The following is a 20,874-nucleotide window of genomic DNA, read 5'->3' as shown; positions in this document are numbered from 1 at the left end:
GGGTTAAACCTCTCCTTTTTGTTGGGCGATGCGAATATTATTGGGAACCAAACTGATTTTCTGGATCTCAGAAATTCGGATAATGGTTGACATACTTTTCTTGAAATTTTTGACGATCAGTTGTCGGCGCTCTTGGTCAAACTTGACAATGTCACCCGTAAAACTTTTATTTGAAAAAATAACATGAACTCCTTGCTTTTTTCGCAATGCTTGTTGAATGATTTCAGTAATTCTTTCATCTTCTATTGGGGCAGGGGTGCTGACTTTTCCATTGAAAAACTCATTCGCTCGGTCTTTAACGATCTCGAGAAATTTTTTCATAGCTAAATTCTCCATAACTTGATACAATATATTATAGATAATTTCCACGATTTTGTAAATGATTTACGAATAATAGAGATGAGAAAGCAAGAAAGGAGTCGTAAAATGGCAGAATTTTCATTTGAAATTGAGGAGCATTTATTGATTTTGTCTGAAAATGACAAAGGGTGGACCAAAGAACTGAACCGTGTAAGTTTTAACGGTGCTCCTGCTAAGTATGATCTTCGCACCTGGAGTCCAGACCATACAAAGATGGGCAAAGGGATTACACTCACGAACGAAGAGTTCCAAGTCATGCTCGATGCATTTAAAAATTAAGAAAAGGGGTCTTTCAAGGACTTCTTTTTATTATAGTCTAAAACTATATAGATATCAAAGATATTAGATTATCTTAAACCCTTGTTTATCAAGTGTTAGACTGCTATAATGGTTGCATTGATGAATTAATGTAAAACTTATAGGAAAGAGGAACTAATATTGACACATACACATGCACCTTATCGCGTAGACCATGTTGGTTCATTTCTTCGTCCAGCTACTTTGGTTCAGGCTCGTGAAGATTTCGCAGCTGGAAAAATCAGTCAGGCTGACTTAACAAAAGTAGAGGATCAGGCGATTCGTGACCTCGTTGAAAAAGAAATTGCTGCTGGTCTAAAGTCAGTAACAGATGGAGAATTCCGCCGTGCTTATTGGCATTTGGATTTCTTCTGGGGCTTTGGAGGAATTGATCATGTCCAGGCGGCAGAGGGATATCATTTCCATGATGAAACGACCAAGGCGGACTCAGCTCTTGTCATTGGAAAGATCACGGGAGCCAATCATCCATTTGTAGAGCATTATAAGTTCTTGCGGGATCTTGTGGCAGATGTAGATGGTGTAGAGGCTAAATATACTATTCCAGCGCCAGCGCAATTTTATTTTGAACTGATTCGTGATGCCGAACATGTGGAGCAATTGAATACCATCTATCCTGATTTTGCGGCTGTTCGTGAAGACATCAAGCAAGCCTATCTTCAAGTGATTCAAGATTTGTATGATGCAGGACTTCGGACACTTCAGGTAGATGATTGTACGTGGGGTGTCTTGGTAGACGATAATTTCTTGACGGCTTGGGGAGCAGCTCAAGGCAAGTCAAAAGATGAGGTTCGCCGGGAACTGGCTGATCTCTTCTTGACCTTTAACAACGATGTCTACCAACATGTTCCAGCTGGTTTGACCGTCAATACACACGTTTGTCGTGGGAATTTCCATTCCACCTGGGCTTCATCAGGTGGCTATGCACCGATTGCCAAAGAACTCCTGGGAGAAGAAGCGGTCAATGCATACTTCCTTGAGTTTGACACCGATCGTGCCGGCGGTTTTGAACCACTTGCTGAAGTAACCCCTGGAAAAGGAGTCGTCTTAGGCCTCTTGACATCTAAGAGTGGTCAATTGGAGAACAAGGATGAGGTCATTGCTCGTATTAAAGAAGCGAGTCAGTATGTACCGTTGGAAAATCTTTATCTGTCTACCCAGTGTGGCTTTGCTTCTACAGAAGAAGGAAACATTTTGACAGAAGAGGACCAATGGAAAAAAATCGGCTTGATTAAAGAAATTGTCGCTGATGTTTGGGGCGAATAAGGAGGAAGAAACATGTCAGATTTACTAAGTATTTATAAAGAATTGCAAGCTAAAAAATGGGTGGACTTGAGTCACCAGATCAATGCGGAAAGTCCACACTTCCCAGCCCTTCCTGCTTTGCAACAAGAAGATCTTTTCACATTAAAAGATGGCTTCCATGTTCAAAAATTTACAGTGGTTGGTCAATACGGTACGCATATCGATGCACCAATTCACTTTGTAGAAGGTGGTCGTTGGTTGGATGAGATTGCCCTTAAAGATCTCCTCTTGCCACTCTATGTTATCGACAAGTCTAAAGAAGTTGCAGCCAATCCAAACTTTATCTTGAGCAAACAAGATATTTTAGATTTCGAAGCAGAGCATGGACAAATTGCAGAAGGGGCCTTTGTGGCCTTCCGTAGTGATTGGTCAAAACGTTGGCCTGATCAAGATGCTATGCGCAATCTTGATGAAAATGGGGTTCAACAAAGTCCAGGATGGAGCCGTGAAGCCTTGGAATTCTTGATTCATGAACGCCATGTCAAAGCAGTGGGGCATGAAACCTTCGATACCGATGCAGGTATTCCAGCAGCAGAGCATGGCTTGGTCAATGAATACTACCTCTTGGAACAAAATATCTACCAAGTTGAAGTCTTGAACCACTTGGACCAAGTTCCAGCAGTAGGTGCCTTGATTTCGATTGCCTTCCCTCATTGGGACAAGGCAACTGGTTCACCTGTTCGTGCCATTGCCATCTTACCATAAGCGAAGAAAAAAGAGAGTGGGACAGAAATCGGTAATTCGTTAGAATTCGATTTTGTCGTCCCACCTCCGCACAGTTGAGTAGGGCTGTAAAAGCTGATGAAATCAGCGTAGTAGAGCCCACTCAACCACTGCGTCTTGCTCGACAATCCAAAGACAATTGAGAGGCTAGGACTTTTGTCCCAGCCTCTTATTTTTTATCTCATGGTTACGAATTCTTCTGATCCAGTTGGGTGAATGGCGACGGTTGCGTCGAAATCGGTTTTCGTCGCTCCCATCTTGATAGCAACGGCAAATCCTTGGATCATTTCGTCCACGCCATATCCAAGTCCATGGAGACCAACGACTTTTTCTTCTGGCCCCGCAGTGATGAGTTTAAATTTTGCCTGCTGGCGGTGTTGGGTAACGGCGGTATACATAGAAGCGAATTGAGAAGTATAGACTTTAATATTCTCTTTTCCATAAGTTTGTAGGGCTTCCTCTTCCGTTAAGCCAACCGTTCCGATAGCAGGGTGAGAAAAGACAACGGTAGGGATGCTAGTATAATCCATTTTAGCATCGACTTTTCCATTAAATAGTCTTTCAGAAAGGGTTCGCCCAGCCTTAATGGCCACTGGAGTCAACTCTTTTTCACCAGTGACATCACCAAGAGCATAGATGCCCGGAACAACGGTGTTTTGGTAATCATCTACTGCGATAAATCCCTTTTCATTTAAAGTAACACCTGCTGCTTCTAAATTCAGATCCTTGACGTTTGGTTTGCGTCCGGTTGCCCAGATGACATGTTCAGCTACATGGCTGGTCATATCTTCAAAGTATACCTTGACACGTCCGTCTATTAATTTTTCAAGCTTCATGGGAACCTTATGTTTGTGAAGTGGAAGGTTTTGTTTTTCCATTTCTTCCATTAAACCATCGGTAATATAGGAATCAAAACTACGTAAAACCCGATCTTTTCGGATGAAGAGGTCTGTTTGAACGCCTAAATGGTGGAGCACACCGGCTAGTTCCACCGCGATGTAGCCTGCCCCAATAATGGCAACAGATGTAGGGAGTTCTTCCCAAGCAAAGACATCATCAGAAGTTTCGCCGAATTCTGCTCCAGGAACAGAAGGAATATGAGGATGGGCTCCAGTCGCAATCACGATATGCTTGGCCTGGATCGTTTCTCCATTTACCTCGATCGTATGAGCATCCACAAAACGAGCACGACCTTGAATCAATTCGACTCCATTGCGTTTAAAACTACCATCATAAGAATTCCGAGTACGATCTATATAGGCTTCGCGATTCTTTCTTAAGGTTGCAAAATCAAATTCGGTCTGTTCAGAAGTAAATCCATAATCTGGCCCGTAATCACGAATGGCTTCTGCAATTTGTGCACCATACCACATAATCTTTTTAGGTACACATCCTCTGTTGACACAGGTGCCCCCCAATTGTTTTTCTTCGATGACAGCAGCGCGTGCTCCGTGCTCCCCAGCCCGGTTCATCGTAGCGATTCCTCCACTACCTGCACCGATTGAAATAATATCAAATTCTTTCATGTTTTCCTCCTAAATGGGATTTCAGTTTGATTGTAATATCAATTGTTACAAAAGTCAAGGGTTTAGCATGTTCCCAAGCATTTAAATTTCATTTTGCTGTGTCAATTTTAGATAGAAAAGAAAGGAAGTATGGTATACTATGGTATAGAATAAAACGCTTTCGTTGATGGAGAAAAACGATGAAGAAATTAAAAAAATGGCAACTATTTACAGCTGCTGGAGCAGCAATTGCGGTGATCGGAACAGGAAGTGTGATGATGTTTTCACGTCCGAGCTCTCCTGATCAAGCAGTGACGAATGAAACTCCAATGGTCCAAACGGTCAAGGATGGATCGATCGCCTCTTCAGTCTTGTTAACAGGAAAGGTTACCGCTAACCAAGAACAGTATGTCTATTTTGATGGAACAAAAGGAGACTTGCAATCGATTCTGGTCAATGTGGGAGATCAAGTGACGGCCGGTCAGCCGATCGTCCAGTACAGCAGTACAGAGGCCCAGACAGCTTACGATGCTGCCGTTCGAGCCGTCAATAAGGCCGATCGTCAGTTAAATGATTTGCTAACAAATGGTGTGACTATTGATACGACAGGAGATGAGGAGGCAGACGCTAAGTCGGCTTCCCAAACGCAACGAACCGTGGATTCGCAAGCTAGCGATCTACGTGATGCCAAGTCTGATGCGGTTGATAATATGAACAAGGCCAAGGCTCTTCTGGATGCAACAACCGTCAAGAGTAACACAGATGGCACTGTCGTTGAAGTCAATAAAGATGTTTCAAAATCAACTACAGGGACCAATCAAACTCTGGTTCATATTGTGAGCAATGGGAATTTACAAGTAAAAGGGGAATTGTCCGAATACAATTTGGCCAATATTTCTGAAGGTCAGGAAGTAGTCCTCACTTCCAAAGTTTATCCTGATAAAACTTGGACAGGAAAGATTTCGTATGTAGCCAACTATCCGACTGACGCGGCTCAAGCAGGTGCCAATGCAGCAGGTGGAACACAAGGAAGTGGGGGAGCCAAGTACCCATTCACAGTAGATATTACTAGTGACATTGGAGAACTCAAACAAGGTTTTTCTGTTAATATTGAGGTCAAAAGTTCCACTCAACATCCACTTGTTCCAGTAACAAGTGTTATGGCTGATGGAGAGACAAGCTACGTATGGACAGTTGAAAATGGCAAGGCTAAGAAAGTAACAGTGACTCTTGGAAATGCCGATGCTGAAAACCAAGAAATCTTGTCAGGCCTCAAGAAAGACGCCCAAGTCATCGTAAATCCTAGTGAGAAACTGGAAGATGGAAAAGAGATCGGTAAATATGACAAAATTGATTGAACTAAAAGGAATCAATAAAACCTATAAAAATGGGGATCAAGAGCTTCGTGTTTTAAAAGATATCGACCTGGAAGTCGAAGAGGGTGAATTTGTTGCCATTATGGGTCCATCGGGTTCCGGGAAATCGACCTTGATGAACGTCATCGGTTTGTTGGACCGTCCAACCAGTGGGGACTATTTCCTTGAAGGTCAAGAAGTTGGAAACCTCAGTGAGAAAAAATTGGCGCGTGTTCGAAATGAACAGATTGGTTTTGTCTTTCAACAGTTCTTTCTCCTATCCAAGCTCAATGCCTTTCAAAATGTCGAACTCCCTCTCATTTATGCAGGTGTCCATCCTGCTAAACGGAAGGAATTAGCTGAGCAGTACCTTGAAAAGGTGGAGCTCCATTCGCGTATGCACCATTTGCCTTCGGAACTTTCGGGTGGGCAAAAGCAGCGGGTTGCGATAGCTCGAGCTCTCGTCAATCAACCGGCCATTGTCTTGGCAGATGAACCGACTGGTGCCTTGGATACCAAGACGGGGGAACAAATTATGGATTTGTTAACCACATTGAACCAAGAAGGAAAAACCATTATTATGGTAACCCACGAACCAGAAATTGCAGCCTTTGCCAAGCGTCGCATCGTTATTCGTGATGGGGAAATCTCCTCAGATAGCAAGCTGGAAAGGAGGCCCTAATGCAAAATTGGAAATTTGCGATGAGCTCGATTATGAGCCATAAATTACGGTCTTTCTTGACCATGGTGGGGATCATTATTGGGGTCGCTTCTGTGGTGGTGATCATGGCACTGGGAGATGGCATGAAGGCTGGTGTCACCAAGACCTTCACCAAAGATCAAGAGTATGTACAAATCTCCTATTCTCCAAATAAGAGTGGTTATGTGACAGGCATCAATATTGGTCCTTCTGACGATATGGGGGAGGGCGGTGGAGAAGGTGGTCCTGCGGCTGAAGACCGAGGGATGGCTGCTCCATCAGATATCGATGGGGAAAATGCAGAAGATATTGACGGTCAAGTCCAAGAAACACCGCCAGTTGTGCAAGAATCTTGGGTCAAGGAATTAACCAAGATTGAAGGAATTGATGGCTACTATGTTGGCAATACTTCTAATGCAACGATTGCTTTTCAAAAGAAAAAGGCAGACGGGGTGAACATCCAAGGAGTTAATGAAACCTATTTTTCAGTTAAAAAAGTTGAACTATTATCTGGACGGAAATTAACTCCTTCAGATTACAGTAATTTTTCACGGGTTGTGCTCCTTGATGAAGGCTTGGCTCAACAATTATTTGGAACTGAGAATCCTCTCAATCAGGTAGTCTCTGTTGGAGATAACAACTATCGAGTCGTTGGCATTTTCAAGGATCCAAATGCTGGAACAGCCCTATATGGAGCATCCTCAGGTGGTAGTGCACTCATGGCCAATACCCAGCTTGCCTCTGAATTTGGAACAGAAGAAATTCAAAATATTGTCGTCCACGTTCCAGATGTGAAGCAAATCAAGACCGTTGGGATCGAAGCTGCTCAAAAGTTAACAGAACTTTCAGGTGTTCGCCAAGGGGAATTCCAAATCTTTAATTTGGATAGTATCCTAGAGGAAACCAATAAAGTTGTAGGAATTATGACGACAGTCATCGGTGCTATTGCTGGGATTTCTCTCTTAGTTGGTGGTATTGGAGTTATGAATATCATGTTGGTTTCTGTCACTGAGCGGACGAGAGAAATTGGTCTTCGAAAAGCATTGGGAGCAACAAGAAGTAAGATTTTGGTCCAATTTTTGATTGAGTCGATGGTCTTGACCATCATTGGTGGGCTCATTGGTCTCGGTCTGGCTTATGGTGTGAATAGCTTGATTGCCTCAGTCGCTGCAGCAACCCTGGAAGGGCCACCAATTATTTCTTTAAATGTTGCGATTGGTAGTATTATTTTCTCTGCCTTTGTAGGCATTCTCTTTGGGATTTTACCAGCCAACAAAGCTTCTAAATTAAACCCAATCGAAGCACTGCGTTATGAATAAAAAATAGGAGGGAGACAGGATGAATGATTCGTCAACATCTACCTTGCTCCTTTTTCTATGTTCACGTAATAGAAAGCTCTAGCTCTTTTTAATTCATTATCTTTAGACAGCTAAAACGGTATGGGCCATCCATCAGTCTAGCAGAATAGCTTTTGAGTAGGGTTGAAGGAGGGACAGTCATTGCTCAGCCTTATTTTTGTTTAATTGGTAATTATTAGTGAATTTCTGCTCTAAATATGATAAAATAGGGGAGAATAACTTAGGAGGTTCCAAATGACTACTGAACATATGGAAGAATTAAATGACCAGCAGATTGTCCGTCGTGAAAAGATGGCGGCCCTTCGTGAACAAGGAATCGACCCATTTGGAAAGCGATTCGAACGAACTGCAGATTCTGGTCAATTGAAAGAAAAATATTCAGAATTAGATAAAGAACAACTTCATGACTTGAACGAAACGGCCATTATTGCGGGTCGTCTTGTAACCAAACGTGGGAAAGGGAAGGTTGGTTTTGCCCACCTTCAAGACCGTGAAGGTCAAATCCAAATTTACGTTCGGAAAGATGCGGTCGGTGAAGAAAATTATGAAATTTTCAAAAAGGCTGACCTTGGAGATTTCCTTGGGGTAGAAGGAGAAGTGATGCGGACTGACATGGGTGAGCTTTCCATCAAAGCTACTCACATCACACACTTGTCTAAAGCCCTTCGTCCTTTGCCTGAAAAATTCCACGGACTTTCAGATGTGGAAACCATCTACCGCAAACGTTACTTGGATTTGATTTCTAACCGTGAAAGTTTCGAGCGCTTTGTAACTCGTTCAAAAATCATCTCAGAAATCCGTCGTTACTTGGATGGTCAAGGCTTCCTTGAAGTAGAAACTCCTGTCCTTCACAACGAGGCTGGTGGAGCATCTGCGCGTCCGTTTATCACTCACCACAATGCCCAAAACATTGACATGGTCCTTCGTATTGCGACCGAACTTCACTTGAAACGCCTGATCGTTGGTGGAATGGAGCGCGTTTATGAAATCGGACGTATCTTCCGTAATGAAGGAATGGATGCTACCCACAATCCAGAATTTACTTCCATCGAAGTCTACCAAGCCTATGCTGACTACCAAGATATTATGGACTTGACGGAAGGGATTATCCAACACGCTGCGAAAGTCATCCATGGGGATGGTCCTGTTAACTACCAAGGAACTGAAATCAAGATCAATGAACCATTCAAGCGTGTCCACATGGTGGATGCAATCAAGGAAATTGCTGGTGTTGACTTCTGGCAGGAAATGAGCTTTGAAGAAGCAGCAGCCCTTGCCAAAGAAAAACATGTGCCAGTTGAAAAACACTACACTGAAGTGGGTCATATCATCAATGCCTTCTTCGAAGAATATGTGGAAGAAACCTTGACACAACCAACCTTTGTCTATGGCCACCCTGTAGCTGTATCACCATTGGCTAAGAAGAATGACGAGGATCCTCGTTTCACGGATCGTTTCGAGCTCTTCATCATGACCAAGGAATATGCTAATGCCTTTACAGAATTGAACGATCCAATCGACCAATTGGAACGTTTCGAAGCGCAGGCACGCGCCAAAGAATTGGGAGACGACGAAGCAACTGGAATTGACTACGATTATGTAGAAGCTCTTGAATATGGTATGCCACCAACAGGAGGATTGGGAATCGGTATCGACCGTCTCTGCATGCTCCTTACTGATACGACTACTATCCGTGACGTATTGCTCTTCCCAACTATGAAATAAGCTAAAAGAAAACACTGATCTGATGATCAGTGTTTTTGAATGTATACAGACTATTGTTTTACATAAGACAACTAGATGATTTTCAAAAAATAACTTTTATTCTAAAACAATTATCTTGCAAACAGTGTTTTTTAGTCTTCCAAATAAGAGGTATCATTCCAAGTCTCTAAGTAAAAGTGCTCAAAATCATCTGTTGTCAAAATGGTCACACTGGCATTGTCGAGGCCACCGTTTTTACGGAGTTCCTCTGGTTTATAACCAAGTAGGGTCCGAATAGAAGCGGTTAAATTAGCCCCATGTCCAACGATAAGAACGGTTTCGAGTTCTGTTTCTTTCAAGCTTTTTACAAAATCACAGGTCCGCTTGGTCGTATCAGAAAGGGATTCCGCATCGAATAGATTGTGATGGAATTGTGAAAAATTGTGTCGGAAAGCCTTCATTTCCTCCGAATAGAGAGCCTTCAACTCCACAATTTTTCTACCTTCTAGGCTACCAAGTCGCCATTCCCGTAGAGCAGGAGTCTCTTGGAGGGAGATAGGATGTTGATTTTGCTCAAGAATGATTTGAGCAGTATGGACGGCTCTAGGCAAGTCACTTGAATAAGCTGCATCAAAGTATGTTTGAGATAAATGCTGACCCAAAGCTTTTAACTGCTGGATGGAAGATTCTAAAAGCGGAGAGTCACCATTTGCCCCTTGGATACGTCCCTCTTCATTCCACTCAGTACGTCCGTGACGGACAAAATATAATTTCATATTGGTTTTATCCTTTACTCAACTAAGTCCTCGAAGCTAGCCTTGACAAAATCAGCTAAATCTTGCGCCTTGATTTGAATACTGTGACCAACTTCACCTGCAGAGACAATTATCTGATCTAGATCAAGGGCTGACTGGTCAATAAAAATAGGGTAGTTGTGTTTTTGTCGAATGCCAACAGGATTATTAGCTCCGTGAACATAGCCCGTCGTCTTTTCTAAGTCTTTTTGCGGAATCATACTAACTTTTTTATTACCAGAGAGTTTGGCTAATTTTTTCTCTGACAAATGGGCAGAGATGGGAACAATACCGATGACAGGACCAGTTTTATCGCCTGTTAGGGCTAGTGTCTTATAGATTTGATCAGTCGAAATCCCCTCTGGAATGATTCCCTCAAGGGCATTGATTTGCAATCCTGTATGGTTGATTTTTGCTTTTTGCAGTATTTGTTCAACCAATGTTTTTTTCACTTTTTGTTTTTTTGCCATTACTTTCTCCCTTTCTGTTTGTCTTTGCAAAATCAGATTTCACCTAAACCATTATATCATATAATAGAACTGATCTTGCTTTCCTCCTCAAAAATAGAAAACAGCAGAGAAGGCTTAGAGCACTTAATCTGCTGTTTTGAGGCTATGAGGAAGAGCTATTTTTTTGTACTTTGAATAGTTTCCGATAAATCGCTTCTTGATCTTGCGTCGGAGCAATTTGGTTGAGATCCAAGTAGTGTGAGAATCCATTTAATTGCCCTTGAGAAGTATATTGATGCAAGTCGTATTCCGTATTGGTATCTGGTGCAGCGTTATAGTAGCCATCATCAAATCCATAGGTTGGAATCCATAGAGCAGTAAATTTATCAGTGGAGATACTATGTTCTTCCATGAAGTAGGTTCCGATATAAATTCCAATATTTTTAGCTCCGAGTGCTTCTAATTTCGCTCGGAAAGCTTCAACGCCTGCATTCATATCCTTCATGGTTTTTTCCTCAACGTCTAACCAATAGTAGGTAGGCTTGTAAGGAGAAGCAGCTTTGTAAAATTCTTCCGCTTCCTTCTCCATTTCTTTTTTATCCTTGGCTGCTACATAAGCATAGACAGCGACAGGGATATTTCGTTTTTGGAATTCTTGGATATGGGTTTTAAATGATTTATCCAGACCATTGAGGTAGGTTGCCGCATTTTCTTTTTTGGCTTGGGCTCCACTATGGACACGAACGATTACACCTCCTACATTTTGAGAGAGGACATCGTAATCGATTTCACTTGGCAATTGCCAACCCGAGATATCAATGATTGGGCGGCCAACCAATTCTGGATTAATGTCTTCTTCTTTTTTAGAAGAAGAACTTGCAGTGGTTGTTTTTTTAGATGTATTGGAGTTTGGAATAGTTATGGTTGTTTCTTGTCGTTCTCTAGCTTGAAGATCGGCAATCGTTCGTGAAAGAACGAGGAAAGAAATGATACCGATAAAAAAGACCAAGAGAACAACGGGTTTTATCCTTTTTCTCATACAGAATCATTTTACCGTAAAAAAAACGAAAAGGCAAAACTTAATGCTTAAAAGATGCTGATTTTAGCTATTATTTTCAAAAAATAGGAATCTTTTCCTCCGAAAAGGATAAAAATATATGAAAATAAGAAGAAAAATTCGAATTTTTACTAAAAATAGTGAAGAAGCCGAATCTTTTCCGGCCTTTCCTTGGTTTTGTACCTTAAAAATGATATAATGAGGGTTGAATATCAGCAATATGGTGAACTATGAAAATTGAAAAAAGACATCTATTAAATTATTCCATTCTCATTCCTTATTTGATTTTATCCATTATTGGTTTGATTGTGGTCTATTCTACAACCAGTGCTTTGGCGATTCAGAGTGGAGTGAGTTCTATTCGGATGGTGCGGACCCAGGGCCTCTTTTTTATCCTTAGCCTCTTGACCATCGCATTAATTTATAAGTTTAGCTTAAACTTCCTGAGAAATAAAAAAGTATTGGCTTTTGTCATCTTCATTGAAGTGATTTTATTAATTCTGTCCAGATTTATTACGGATACGGTCAATGGGGCACATGGTTGGTTAACGATCCCTGGAGGCTTCAGTATCCAGCCAGCCGAATATCTCAAGGTTATTTTAGTCTGGTATCTGGCCTTGATCTTTTCTAAACGACAAGATGAGATCCGTGATTATGATTACCAGGCCTTGACCCACAATGAATGGATCCCAAGGAATTTAAACGATTGGCGTTGGTTGACCGTGATCCTTATTGGAATCGTTGTGATCATGCCGGATTTGGGAAATGCGACGATCTTGGCCTTGACCGTCTTAGTCATGATTACTGTTAGTGGAGTGGGCTATCGATGGTTCACCTCCTTACTTGGTCTAGTCGTTGGAACATCTACCTTGGTCCTTGGATCTATTTGGATAATTGGTGTAGACCGTGTCGCTAAGATCCCTGTCTTTGGTTATGTAGCAAAACGCTTTAGTGCCTTCTTTAACCCCTTTAATGACTTGTCAGGTGCAGGTCACCAATTGGCTAATTCCTATTATGCGATGAGTAATGGTGGTTGGTTTGGATTGGGACTTGGAAATTCAATTGAGAAACAAGGTTATTTACCAGAAGCTCATACGGACTTTGTCTTTGCGATTGTGATCGAAGAATTAGGTTTTGTTGGAGCTAGCTTGATTCTCGCTCTCTTATTCTTTTTAATTCTTCGCATCATTTTAGTCGGTATTCGGGCCAAGAATCCATTCAATTCGATGATGGCCATTGGTATTGGAGGCATGATCCTGGTGCAAACTTTCATTAATATTGGAGGTATTTCTGGTTTGATTCCATCTACTGGAGTAACCTTCCCCTTCTTATCCCAAGGGGGAAACAGTTTATGGGTCCTATCAGTTGCGATTGCTTTTGTCTTAAATATTGATGCCAGTGAAAAACGAGCGAAGATGGAACAGGATGGTATGGTTTTTGAAGAAAAAGGTAAAATCAAACCGTATTACTAAAAGCTAAGAGACAATTGTTTAATGAGGATTCAAAAAGGAGAAAAAATGGTCTTACAAAAATTAGAGAACTATAGAAATAAAGATATTGTCAAAGAAGAAGCCGAAATTTTAACCGACTTATTAGATGATATTACCAAGAATTTGGTTCGTCCGGAAACTTTTGAAAAAATTTCACAATTGAAGGATCTATCCAAAACAAAGAATTATCAAGAGTTAAACCAATTAGTGGAACAACTGACCAATGAGGAAATGACAGTAATTTCGCGTTATTTTGCGATTTTGCCACTCTTGATCAATATTTCTGAAGATGTCGATTTAGCTTATGAAATCAATCATCTCAATAATGTCAATGGCGAGTATCTAGGGAAGCTATCTTCAACTATTCAAGAGGTTGCGAAACAAGAAGATGCACAAGAAATTCTTGAAAATCTTAATATTGTGCCTGTTTTAACAGCTCACCCAACTCAAGTACAAAGAAAAACCATGTTGGATCTAACCAATCATATCCACGCCCTGCTTCGCCAGCATCGGGATGTTAAAGCAGGATTGATTAATGAGGATAAATGGTATAGCAACCTTCGCTGTAATATTGAGATCATGATGCAAACGGATATGATCCGTGATAAAAAATTGAAGGTGACCAATGAGATCACCAATGTCATGGAGTATTACAATAGTTCTTTCTTACAAGCTGTTCCAAATCTGATGTTGGAGTACAAACGCCTAGCAAAAGAACATGGTGTTGAACTCCAACAACCACGTCCAATTACAATGGGCATGTGGATTGGAGGAGACCGGGATGGAAATCCTTTTGTAACGGCTGATACTTTGAAACGGTCAGCCACTATTCAAAGTGAAGTCATTTTGAACTATTACATTGAAAAGATTTCTAAATTATACCGTCACTTCTCACTTTCAACTAGTCTTTCGAAAACAAGTGAAGCAGTGGCTGAAATGGCTGCCCTATCAAGTGATACATCCGTTTTTCGTGAAAAAGAACCCTACCGTCGTGCTTTCCACTATATCCAATCAAAATTGATCCAAACTTTGGTCAACTTAAAAGAGTGGACCATGATTGGAGAAACAAGAGAAGATCGTTATGCGGTAGAGAGACTATTGGGAGCAAGCGCTCATCAACAAGGGCCAGTGTCCGATTATATCGGTAATCGTATCTCTGGAGCTTTAAAGGAAATTTCTGCAAAAGAGTCTCCTGCATATGCATCTGCTCAAGAATTTAAAGAAGATCTTGAAAAGATCAAAAACTCCTTATTGGAAAATAAATCAGAGTATTTAATTTCTGGTGAGTTTGCAGAACTTCTAGAGGCGATTGATGTCTTTGGTTTCTATCTTGCATCCATTGATATGCGTCAAGATTCCAGTGTCCATGAAGCCTGTGTGGCTGAATTATTGAAATCTGCTGGGATCAATGACCATTATTCAGATTTGTCTGAAGATGAGAAGTGTCAGGTTCTCTTGAAGGAACTCTTGGAAGATCCACGGATTTTATCAGCTACCCATGTCGAAAAGTCTGAGTTACTTGAAAAGGAATTGGCGATTTTCCAAACGGCGCGTGAATTGAAAGACCGTTTGGGAGAAGAAGTCATCCGTCAAAATATCATTTCCCATGCAACAAGTGTATCAGACATGTTGGAATTGGCCGTGATGTTAAAAGAAGTGGGCTTAATCGATACTGAAAAAGCACGTGTACAAATTGTCCCTTTGTTTGAAACGATTGAAGACTTAGATCATTCGGAAGAAACCATGAGAAGTTACTTGTCTCTTCCTATTGCTAAACGTTGGATTGCTTCAAAACATAATTACCAAGAAATTATGTTAGGCTACTCGGATTCCAACAAAGATGGTGGATACTTGTCTTCTTGTTGGACCCTCTTTAAAGCGCAACAACAATTGACCGCTATCGGGGATGAGTTTGGCGTGAAGATCACCTTCTTCCATGGCCGTGGAGGAACGGTTGGTCGTGGTGGTGGCCCTACTTATGAAGCCATCACTTCTCAACCATTGAAATCGATTAATGACCGTATCCGTCTAACTGAGCAAGGGGAAGTGATTGGTAATAAATACGGAAATAAGGATGCAGCATACTACAACCTTGAGATGCTTGTTTCTGCAACTATTAACCGCATGATTTCAGAACAAAAGAGCCCTCTCTCCATGTTTGATCGCTTCGGGGAAGTCATGGATAAAGTGGTCAATCGCAGTTACGATATCTACCGTGATTTGGTCTTCGGGAACGAGCATTTCTATGACTACTTCTTTGAATCCAGTCCGATTAAAGCCATCTCTAGCTTTAATATTGGTTCCCGTCCAGCTGCTCGTAAGACCATTACAGAAATTGGTGGCTTGCGTGCGATTCCTTGGGTCTTCTCTTGGTCACAAAGTCGGGTGATGTTCCCAGGTTGGTACGGAGTGGGGTCTAGCTTTAAGGAATTCATTGATGAGGATCCTGAAAACATCGAAACCCTTCGCTACATGTATAAAAACTGGCCATTCTTCCAGTCCCTTTTGTCCAATGTAGACATGGTCTTGTCAAAAGCGAATATGGATATCGCCTTTGAATACGCTCAATTATGTGAGGAAGAAGAAGTCCGTAATATCTATCAAATTATTTTGCATGAGTGGCAATTGACCAAGGATATCATCCTAATGATTGAGGAACAAGAAGAGTTGCTTGCGGAAAATACCTATCTGAAAGAAAGTTTGGACTATCGCATGCCGTACTTTAACGTCTTGAACTATATCCAGTTAGAATTGATTCGCCGTCAACGAACTGGTCAATTACCGGCTGATCAGGACAAGCTAATCCATATTACCATCAATGGGGTGGCTACAGGACTACGAAATTCAGGTTAAAAAAATCGGAACCCTTGTTCCGATTTTTTTATTCAGAATCAGAAGAAATAGGGGATTTAACGGGAGATTTTTCAAAGCTGGATCAAGATCATTCTGCCAGATGGAAAAATAAAAGATAAGAATAGGAATAATTAAGAAAATATAGGTAAAAGGCTTGCAATTTCATCTAAAATTAGATAGAATAGTAAGGAAAGTTAGACTGTATTGCCTACTGTCTATCTATAAAATATATTTTATTGGAGGCTTTTACTCAAATGGCAAAAGAAAAATACGATCGTAGTAAACCACACGTTAACATTGGTACTATCGGACACGTTGACCACGGTAAAACTACCCTAACTGCAGCTATCACAACTGTTTTGGCACGTCGCTTGCCTTCAGCAGTTAACCAACCTAAAGACTATGCGTCTATCGATGCTGCTCCAGAAGAACGCGAACGCGGTATCACTATCAACACTGCGCACGTTGAGTACGAAACTGAAAAACGTCACTACGCTCACATTGACGCTCCAGGACACGCGGACTACGTTAAAAACATGATCACTGGTGCCGCTCAAATGGACGGAGCTATCCTTGTAGTAGCTTCTACTGACGGACCAATGCCACAAACTCGTGAGCACATCCTTCTTTCACGTCAGGTTGGTGTTAAACACTTGATCGTCTTCATGAACAAAGTTGACTTGGTTGACGATGAAGAATTGCTTGAGTTGGTTGAAATGGAAATCCGTGACCTTCTTTCAGAATACGATTTCCCAGGTGATGACCTTCCAGTTATCCAAGGTTCAGCTCTTAAAGCTCTTGAAGGTGATTCTAAATACGAAGACATCATCATGGACTTGATGAACACTGTTGATGAGTATATCCCAGAACCAGAACGCGATACTGACAAACCATTGCTTCTTCCAGTCGAAGACGTATTCTCAATCACTGGACGTGGTACTGTAGCATCAGGACGTATCGACCGTGGTATCGTTAAAGTCAACGACGAAATCGAAATCGTTGGTATTAAAGAAGAAATCCAAAAAGCGGTTGTTACTGGTGTTGAAATGTTCCGTAAACAACTTGACGAAGGTCTTGCAGGGGACAACGTTGGTGTGCTTCTACGTGGTATCCAACGTGATGAAATCGAACGTGGACAAGTTATCGCTAAACCAGGTTCAATCAACCCACACACTAAATTTAAAGGTGAAGTTTACATCCTTACTAAAGAAGAAGGTGGACGTCATACTCCATTCTTCAACAACTACCGTCCACAGTTCTACTTCCGTACAACTGACGTAACTGGATCTATCGAACTTCCAGCAGGAACTGAAATGGTAATGCCTGGTGATAACGTGACTATCGACGTTGAGTTGATCCACCCAATCGCCGTTGAACAAGGTACTACATTCTCAATCCGTGAAGGTGGACGTACTGTTGGTTCAGGTATGGTTACTGAAATCGAAGCTTAATTCGATCTAGTTCCCAGATTAACAATTATATAGACAGACATAAAACCCCGTGAAGACGGGGTTTTTATTGTTTTAAAAAGTAAAAGAATTTGTGCAACCTTTCATTATGACGAAAATTATGGTAAAATAGTTAGTATAAAATTAGAAAAACGAGGTATGTGAAATGTCACGTAAACCATTTATTGCTGGTAACTGGAAAATGAACAAAAATCCAGAAGAAGCAAAAGCATTCGTTGAAGCAGTAGCATCAAAACTTCCTTCATCTGATCTTGTTGAAGCTGGGATTGCAGCTCCTGCACTTGACTTGACAACTGTTCTTGCTGCAGCTAAAGGTTCAAACCTTAAAGTTGCTGCTCAAAACTGCTACTTTGAAAACGCTGGTGCCTTCACTGGTGAAACTAGCCCACAAGTTTTGAAAGAAATCGGTACGGACTACGTGGTAATCGGTCACTCAGAACGTCGTGACTACTTCCACGAAACAGACGAAGACATCAACAAAAAAGCAAAAGCTATCTTTGCTAACGGTTTGCTTCCAATCATCTGTTGTGGTGAAAGTCTTGAAACTTACGAAGCTGGTAAAGCTGCTGAATTTGTAGGTGCTCAAGTATCTGCTGCTTTGGCTGGTTTGACTCCTGAGCAAGTAGCTGCATCTGTTATCGCTTATGAGCCAATCTGGGCGATCGGTACTGGTAAATCTGCATCACAAGACGACGCACAAAAAATGTGTAAAGTTGTCCGTGACGTTGTAGCTGCTGACTTCGGTCAAGAAGTAGCTGACAAAGTACGTGTCCAATACGGTGGTTCAGTGAAACCTGAAAACGTTGCAGAATACATGGCTTGTCCAGACGTTGATGGAGCTCTTGTTGGTGGTGCATCACTTGATCCAGAAAGCTTCTTGGCATTGTTGAACTTCGTAAACTAATCGAACATAAATAAGACGAGATATTTCTCGTCTTTTTTTATCTTTAAAAAACCAGCTAGTAAGCTGGCTTTTGTTTTCTTATGAGCGTCCTAAGATTCGTTTGATCAAGGACAAAGTTTTGAATTTCAGAGGATTTGGGTAATAACGGAAGGTTCCCATCTTACGAACGATATAGCCATTGAAGTTTTGTTTAAAACGAAGAACACCATCTGAGCCGTCAAAAATACCTTGAATACCTAGGAAATTATATCTTGGAATGCCACGTTTAATTGTTTCAAGCATCATGTATTCCTGAAGCACAGCAGGAGCATAGAACTTATTAAATTCTGTATAAGAGCCACTGAATAAATAGGTAGATTCTTGCGGCATATAGACAAAGAGGCTACCTGCAAGGATGACATCTTGGTCACCATATTTTTCAATATATTCTTTGGCTTCTTTCTTTCTCACCTCAAAGGTCTCAAACTGACTAGAAAATTCACGAAGTTGATTTTGTTTTTTCTCTGAATGTGGATTGACTTCAAGATCCTTCTGTAATTTCTCAATTTTCTGAGCTAGTTTGCTTTGGTCTTTTTCAAGATTGGTGTAGTAATCGTAGAAATTCAGAGTAGCAACCATGAAATCCGCTTTGTCCCCAAAACTATCGTAGAAGGTTTGGTAATAATCCAAAGTTTTATCCAGATAGTCTCGACGGTCACTGGTAGAAGAAGTGATATCCTTGAAAAGTTGCAGTTCATCTCGATTTAATCGTTTCAGTTTCATCCCGAAAGATTTGGCTTTCTTCACAAGTGGCTTTCCTTTTTTGCTAAAACTCTTGAGAAGATCTTTTTCGGTGATGCCTTCCATATCTTTTACATAATGCCAATCACCTTCTCCACCTGGGTAACCAGTTGTTAAACCATCATGTTGATACCCCAAATTTTTTAGCGTTTCCATGAAATGAGTTTGTTCTTCGCTAGTTGGGTTTCCGTCGCTATCAAATGTCTGGTAGGTATCATAGGGTTTGATAACTAATTCAATAGCTCCATTTGCTTTAGCATAGTCTTTTAAGGCTGCATAGAAGGGTTCTAGCATGGTTTCATCTTGGTAGAGGGGTCCAGAATTGATTTCCATATGGAGACCGCCTGTCATAGGTAAACTGTACAAGATTGCTGCTACTTGGACTTGCTCATCTTGCTTCCAAGCGATAAATTGAACGGTGTTTCCTCGCTCTACAAGCAGATCTGCCATTTCTGCGGACTGGATGAATGAGCGATGGGAAACGGTATTTGCAAATGAGGTAAATTCTTCTTTTGAAATTGTCGTCAGAGTCATAGGACTTATTTACTCCTTAATTTTTTCCGGATCTTGTAGGCTTTGTTTACAAGTGGATAGAGTGGGCTGGTTGGGAGGTTGAATTCCCCAACAAATTCTTCAATGACAGGATTGAATTTAGATTTGAAATGATAAAGTCCACCATCTAGTGAGTTTTCAATTCCCCCCATATTTTGCCACGAAGCACCACGATCGAAGGCGTGTTGAGCTGTTTCGTACCAGGTGAGGATGGCAGGTTGGTAACGACGGAATTCTTCATCCATCCCTGCATAGACATTTTCAGATGTTCCACCAAATTCGAGTGTCAAGGTACCAGATAGAGGGACGACCTGTCTGCCTGCTTGGAGATGTTGCTCAAGAAATTGCAACTCTTCTTCTAAGCGTTCTTTTTCTTTCTGGTTGTTCTCTACCTTGCCAGGTTTAGTTTTTTCTGTGAATTTTTCAGCCTCAGCCTTATTTTTCTCAAGATCGTTTGTCAGCATGGCCTTCCTCTCTACGAGATCAAGGCTAGACAAGGTAATGTAGGATTGTCCTTGGTAAGTTATCAGCAGTTTCTCGTAGTAGTCTCTTCCACGTAAATGAATGCTTTTCCGAGCTTCCGTCTTTTTCATGAGGGAAGAGAAGTCTTCTAGCAATTCTGTCCCGCCAAATTGCACTTGGATCCCTTTATTTCGAGCGGTTCGAATCGCTTGACGAGTCGATTTAGAAAGGTCTTGTTCGTTAAAAAAGTCTTTATGAATATTGGCTTGAAAGCGTGGTTGGATATTTTCCCCCATATCACTTGTAGGGCCTGTCCATTCAATCCCTTCTTTTGTTAGGGTTTCAATGATCGCTTGTACATCCGTCGTTTCCATATTTTCTTGTCCAATCAAGTGTTTGCTCAAGAACAAGCTTGGATCAAATTTCACAAATAAGGCCTTGTATTGCTTGGCTATTTTCTTTAGGGACTGCATCACGTATGAAACTAGTTCTTTGTTTTGGTAGTCCATGATGGGACCACGAGGAATGTAGAGCATGGAAAAGCCAAGTGGCAGGGGTTGAATCAAGATGCTTGCAACAGCTACTAATTGGTCTTCTTGATAAAAACCAACTCGTTCATTTCCCCAATTATCTTTAATTTTTGCCCATGAGCTACTTTGTAAGAGATTGGTCTGGTCACTCTGAATGACAAAGTCATCATGCTCAGTGGCAGAAATTCCTAGCTGGTAACGATACATTT

At 41.3% G+C, this 20,874-nt stretch carries 18 protein-coding genes; 11 read left to right on the top strand and 7 right to left on the bottom strand.

The features are described 5' to 3' along the window. Positions 1 to 3 precede the first annotated feature (3 nt). A complete protein-coding gene (locus tag QM830_RS05145) occupies positions 4 to 336 on the bottom strand; it encodes a hypothetical protein (protein WP_037613912.1) in 333 nt (110 codons plus the stop codon). A 90-nt stretch (positions 337 to 426) separates the two neighbouring features. On the opposite strand from QM830_RS05145, the gene QM830_RS05140 reads away from it, so the two are divergent. The 3 genes from QM830_RS05140 (at position 427) to QM830_RS05130 (ending at position 2,685) form a co-directional block, all read left to right on the top strand. Then, positions 427 to 639, top strand: coding sequence for a YdbC family protein (locus QM830_RS05140; protein WP_009731395.1), 213 nt, complete (start codon positions 427 to 429; stop codon positions 637 to 639). A 159-nt stretch (positions 640 to 798) separates the two neighbouring features. Then, entirely contained in the window at positions 799 to 1,941 is a 1,143-nt protein-coding gene (locus QM830_RS05135; RefSeq protein ID WP_009731394.1) for a 5-methyltetrahydropteroyltriglutamate--homocysteine S-methyltransferase, read from the top strand. A gap of 12 nt (positions 1,942 to 1,953) precedes the next feature. Beyond that, on the top strand, positions 1,954 to 2,685 hold the full coding sequence (locus QM830_RS05130) for a cyclase family protein (RefSeq protein WP_009731393.1): 732 nt from the start codon (positions 1,954 to 1,956) through the stop codon (positions 2,683 to 2,685). Between the two features lie 194 nt (positions 2,686 to 2,879). On the opposite strand, the gene gorA is transcribed toward QM830_RS05130, so the two are convergent. Beyond that, the gene (gene gorA, locus QM830_RS05125) at positions 2,880 to 4,229 is read right to left on the bottom strand and encodes a glutathione-disulfide reductase (RefSeq protein ID WP_414325861.1); all 1,350 of its coding nucleotides are present in this window, start codon (positions 4,227 to 4,229) and stop codon (positions 2,880 to 2,882) included. A 179-nt stretch (positions 4,230 to 4,408) separates the two neighbouring features. Here gorA and QM830_RS05120 point away from each other — a divergent pair, with 179 nt between their 5' ends. From QM830_RS05120 to lysS, 4 genes are all read left to right on the top strand, one after another. Beyond that, positions 4,409 to 5,566 carry an efflux RND transporter periplasmic adaptor subunit gene (locus QM830_RS05120; RefSeq protein ID WP_009731391.1) on the top strand — a complete coding sequence of 386 codons (1,158 nt, stop codon included), beginning with the start codon at positions 4,409 to 4,411 and terminating at the stop codon, positions 5,564 to 5,566. Continuing rightward, positions 5,550 to 6,245 (top strand): ABC transporter ATP-binding protein, encoded by a 696-nt coding sequence (locus QM830_RS05115; RefSeq protein ID WP_009731390.1) that lies wholly within the window; start codon positions 5,550 to 5,552, stop codon positions 6,243 to 6,245. The genes QM830_RS05120 and QM830_RS05115 overlap by 17 nt, the downstream gene beginning before the upstream one ends. Beyond that, positions 6,245 to 7,582 (top strand): ABC transporter permease, encoded by a 1,338-nt coding sequence (locus QM830_RS05110; protein ID WP_009731389.1) that lies wholly within the window; start codon positions 6,245 to 6,247, stop codon positions 7,580 to 7,582. Before QM830_RS05115 ends, QM830_RS05110 begins: the two co-directional genes overlap by 1 nt. A 273-nt stretch (positions 7,583 to 7,855) precedes the next feature. After that, positions 7,856 to 9,346 (top strand): lysine--tRNA ligase, encoded by a 1,491-nt coding sequence (gene lysS, locus QM830_RS05105; protein ID WP_414325860.1) that lies wholly within the window; start codon positions 7,856 to 7,858, stop codon positions 9,344 to 9,346. Positions 9,347 to 9,477: 131 nt separating this feature from the next. On the opposite strand, the gene QM830_RS05100 is transcribed toward lysS, so the two are convergent. The 3 genes from QM830_RS05100 to QM830_RS05090 all read right to left on the bottom strand — a co-directional run bounded on the left by QM830_RS05100 (position 9,478) and on the right by QM830_RS05090 (position 11,607). Further along, on the bottom strand, positions 9,478 to 10,101 hold the full coding sequence (locus tag QM830_RS05100; protein WP_414325859.1) for a histidine phosphatase family protein: 624 nt from the start codon (positions 10,099 to 10,101) through the stop codon (positions 9,478 to 9,480). Between the two features lie 14 nt (positions 10,102 to 10,115). Beyond that, the gene (locus tag QM830_RS05095) at positions 10,116 to 10,589 is read right to left on the bottom strand and encodes an aminoacyl-tRNA deacylase (protein ID WP_414325858.1); all 474 of its coding nucleotides are present in this window, start codon (positions 10,587 to 10,589) and stop codon (positions 10,116 to 10,118) included. Between the two features lie 142 nt (positions 10,590 to 10,731). Then, complete coding sequence (locus QM830_RS05090) at positions 10,732 to 11,607, bottom strand: GH25 family lysozyme (RefSeq protein ID WP_414325857.1); 876 nt, start codon at positions 11,605 to 11,607, stop codon at positions 10,732 to 10,734. A gap of 248 nt (positions 11,608 to 11,855) precedes the next feature. On the opposite strand from QM830_RS05090, the gene ftsW reads away from it, so the two are divergent. The 4 genes from ftsW to tpiA all read left to right on the top strand — a co-directional run bounded on the left by ftsW (position 11,856) and on the right by tpiA (position 18,341). After that, positions 11,856 to 13,097: a cell division peptidoglycan polymerase FtsW gene (gene ftsW / locus QM830_RS05085; RefSeq protein WP_414325856.1), complete on the top strand. Its 1,242-nt coding sequence runs from the start codon at positions 11,856 to 11,858 to the stop codon at positions 13,095 to 13,097. Between the two features lie 45 nt (positions 13,098 to 13,142). Beyond that, entirely contained in the window at positions 13,143 to 15,968 is a 2,826-nt protein-coding gene (ppc, locus tag QM830_RS05080) for a phosphoenolpyruvate carboxylase (protein ID WP_414325855.1), read from the top strand. 254 nt (positions 15,969 to 16,222) lie between these two features. Next, entirely contained in the window at positions 16,223 to 17,419 is a 1,197-nt protein-coding gene (tuf, locus tag QM830_RS05075; RefSeq protein ID WP_009731382.1) for an elongation factor Tu, read from the top strand. Between the two features lie 163 nt (positions 17,420 to 17,582). Further along, positions 17,583 to 18,341: a triose-phosphate isomerase gene (gene tpiA, locus QM830_RS05070; protein ID WP_006595928.1), complete on the top strand. Its 759-nt coding sequence runs from the start codon at positions 17,583 to 17,585 to the stop codon at positions 18,339 to 18,341. Positions 18,342 to 18,419: 78 nt separating this feature from the next. Here the strand turns inward: tpiA and QM830_RS05065 are convergent, their stop codons facing one another. Both QM830_RS05065 and QM830_RS05060 read right to left on the bottom strand, forming a co-directional pair. Beyond that, a complete protein-coding gene (locus tag QM830_RS05065; RefSeq protein ID WP_414325854.1) occupies positions 18,420 to 19,655 on the bottom strand; it encodes an aminoacyltransferase in 1,236 nt (411 codons plus the stop codon). A 5-nt stretch (positions 19,656 to 19,660) separates the two neighbouring features. Then, positions 19,661 to 20,872, bottom strand: coding sequence for an aminoacyltransferase (locus tag QM830_RS05060; RefSeq protein ID WP_414325853.1), 1,212 nt, complete (start codon positions 20,870 to 20,872; stop codon positions 19,661 to 19,663). Positions 20,873 to 20,874 lie beyond the last annotated feature (2 nt).

This window comes from Streptococcus sp. OMI750 (assembly GCF_047463895.1).
Lineage (GTDB): Bacteria > Bacillota > Bacilli > Lactobacillales > Streptococcaceae > Streptococcus.
This window is presented reverse-complemented; position numbering and strand designations above follow the sequence as displayed.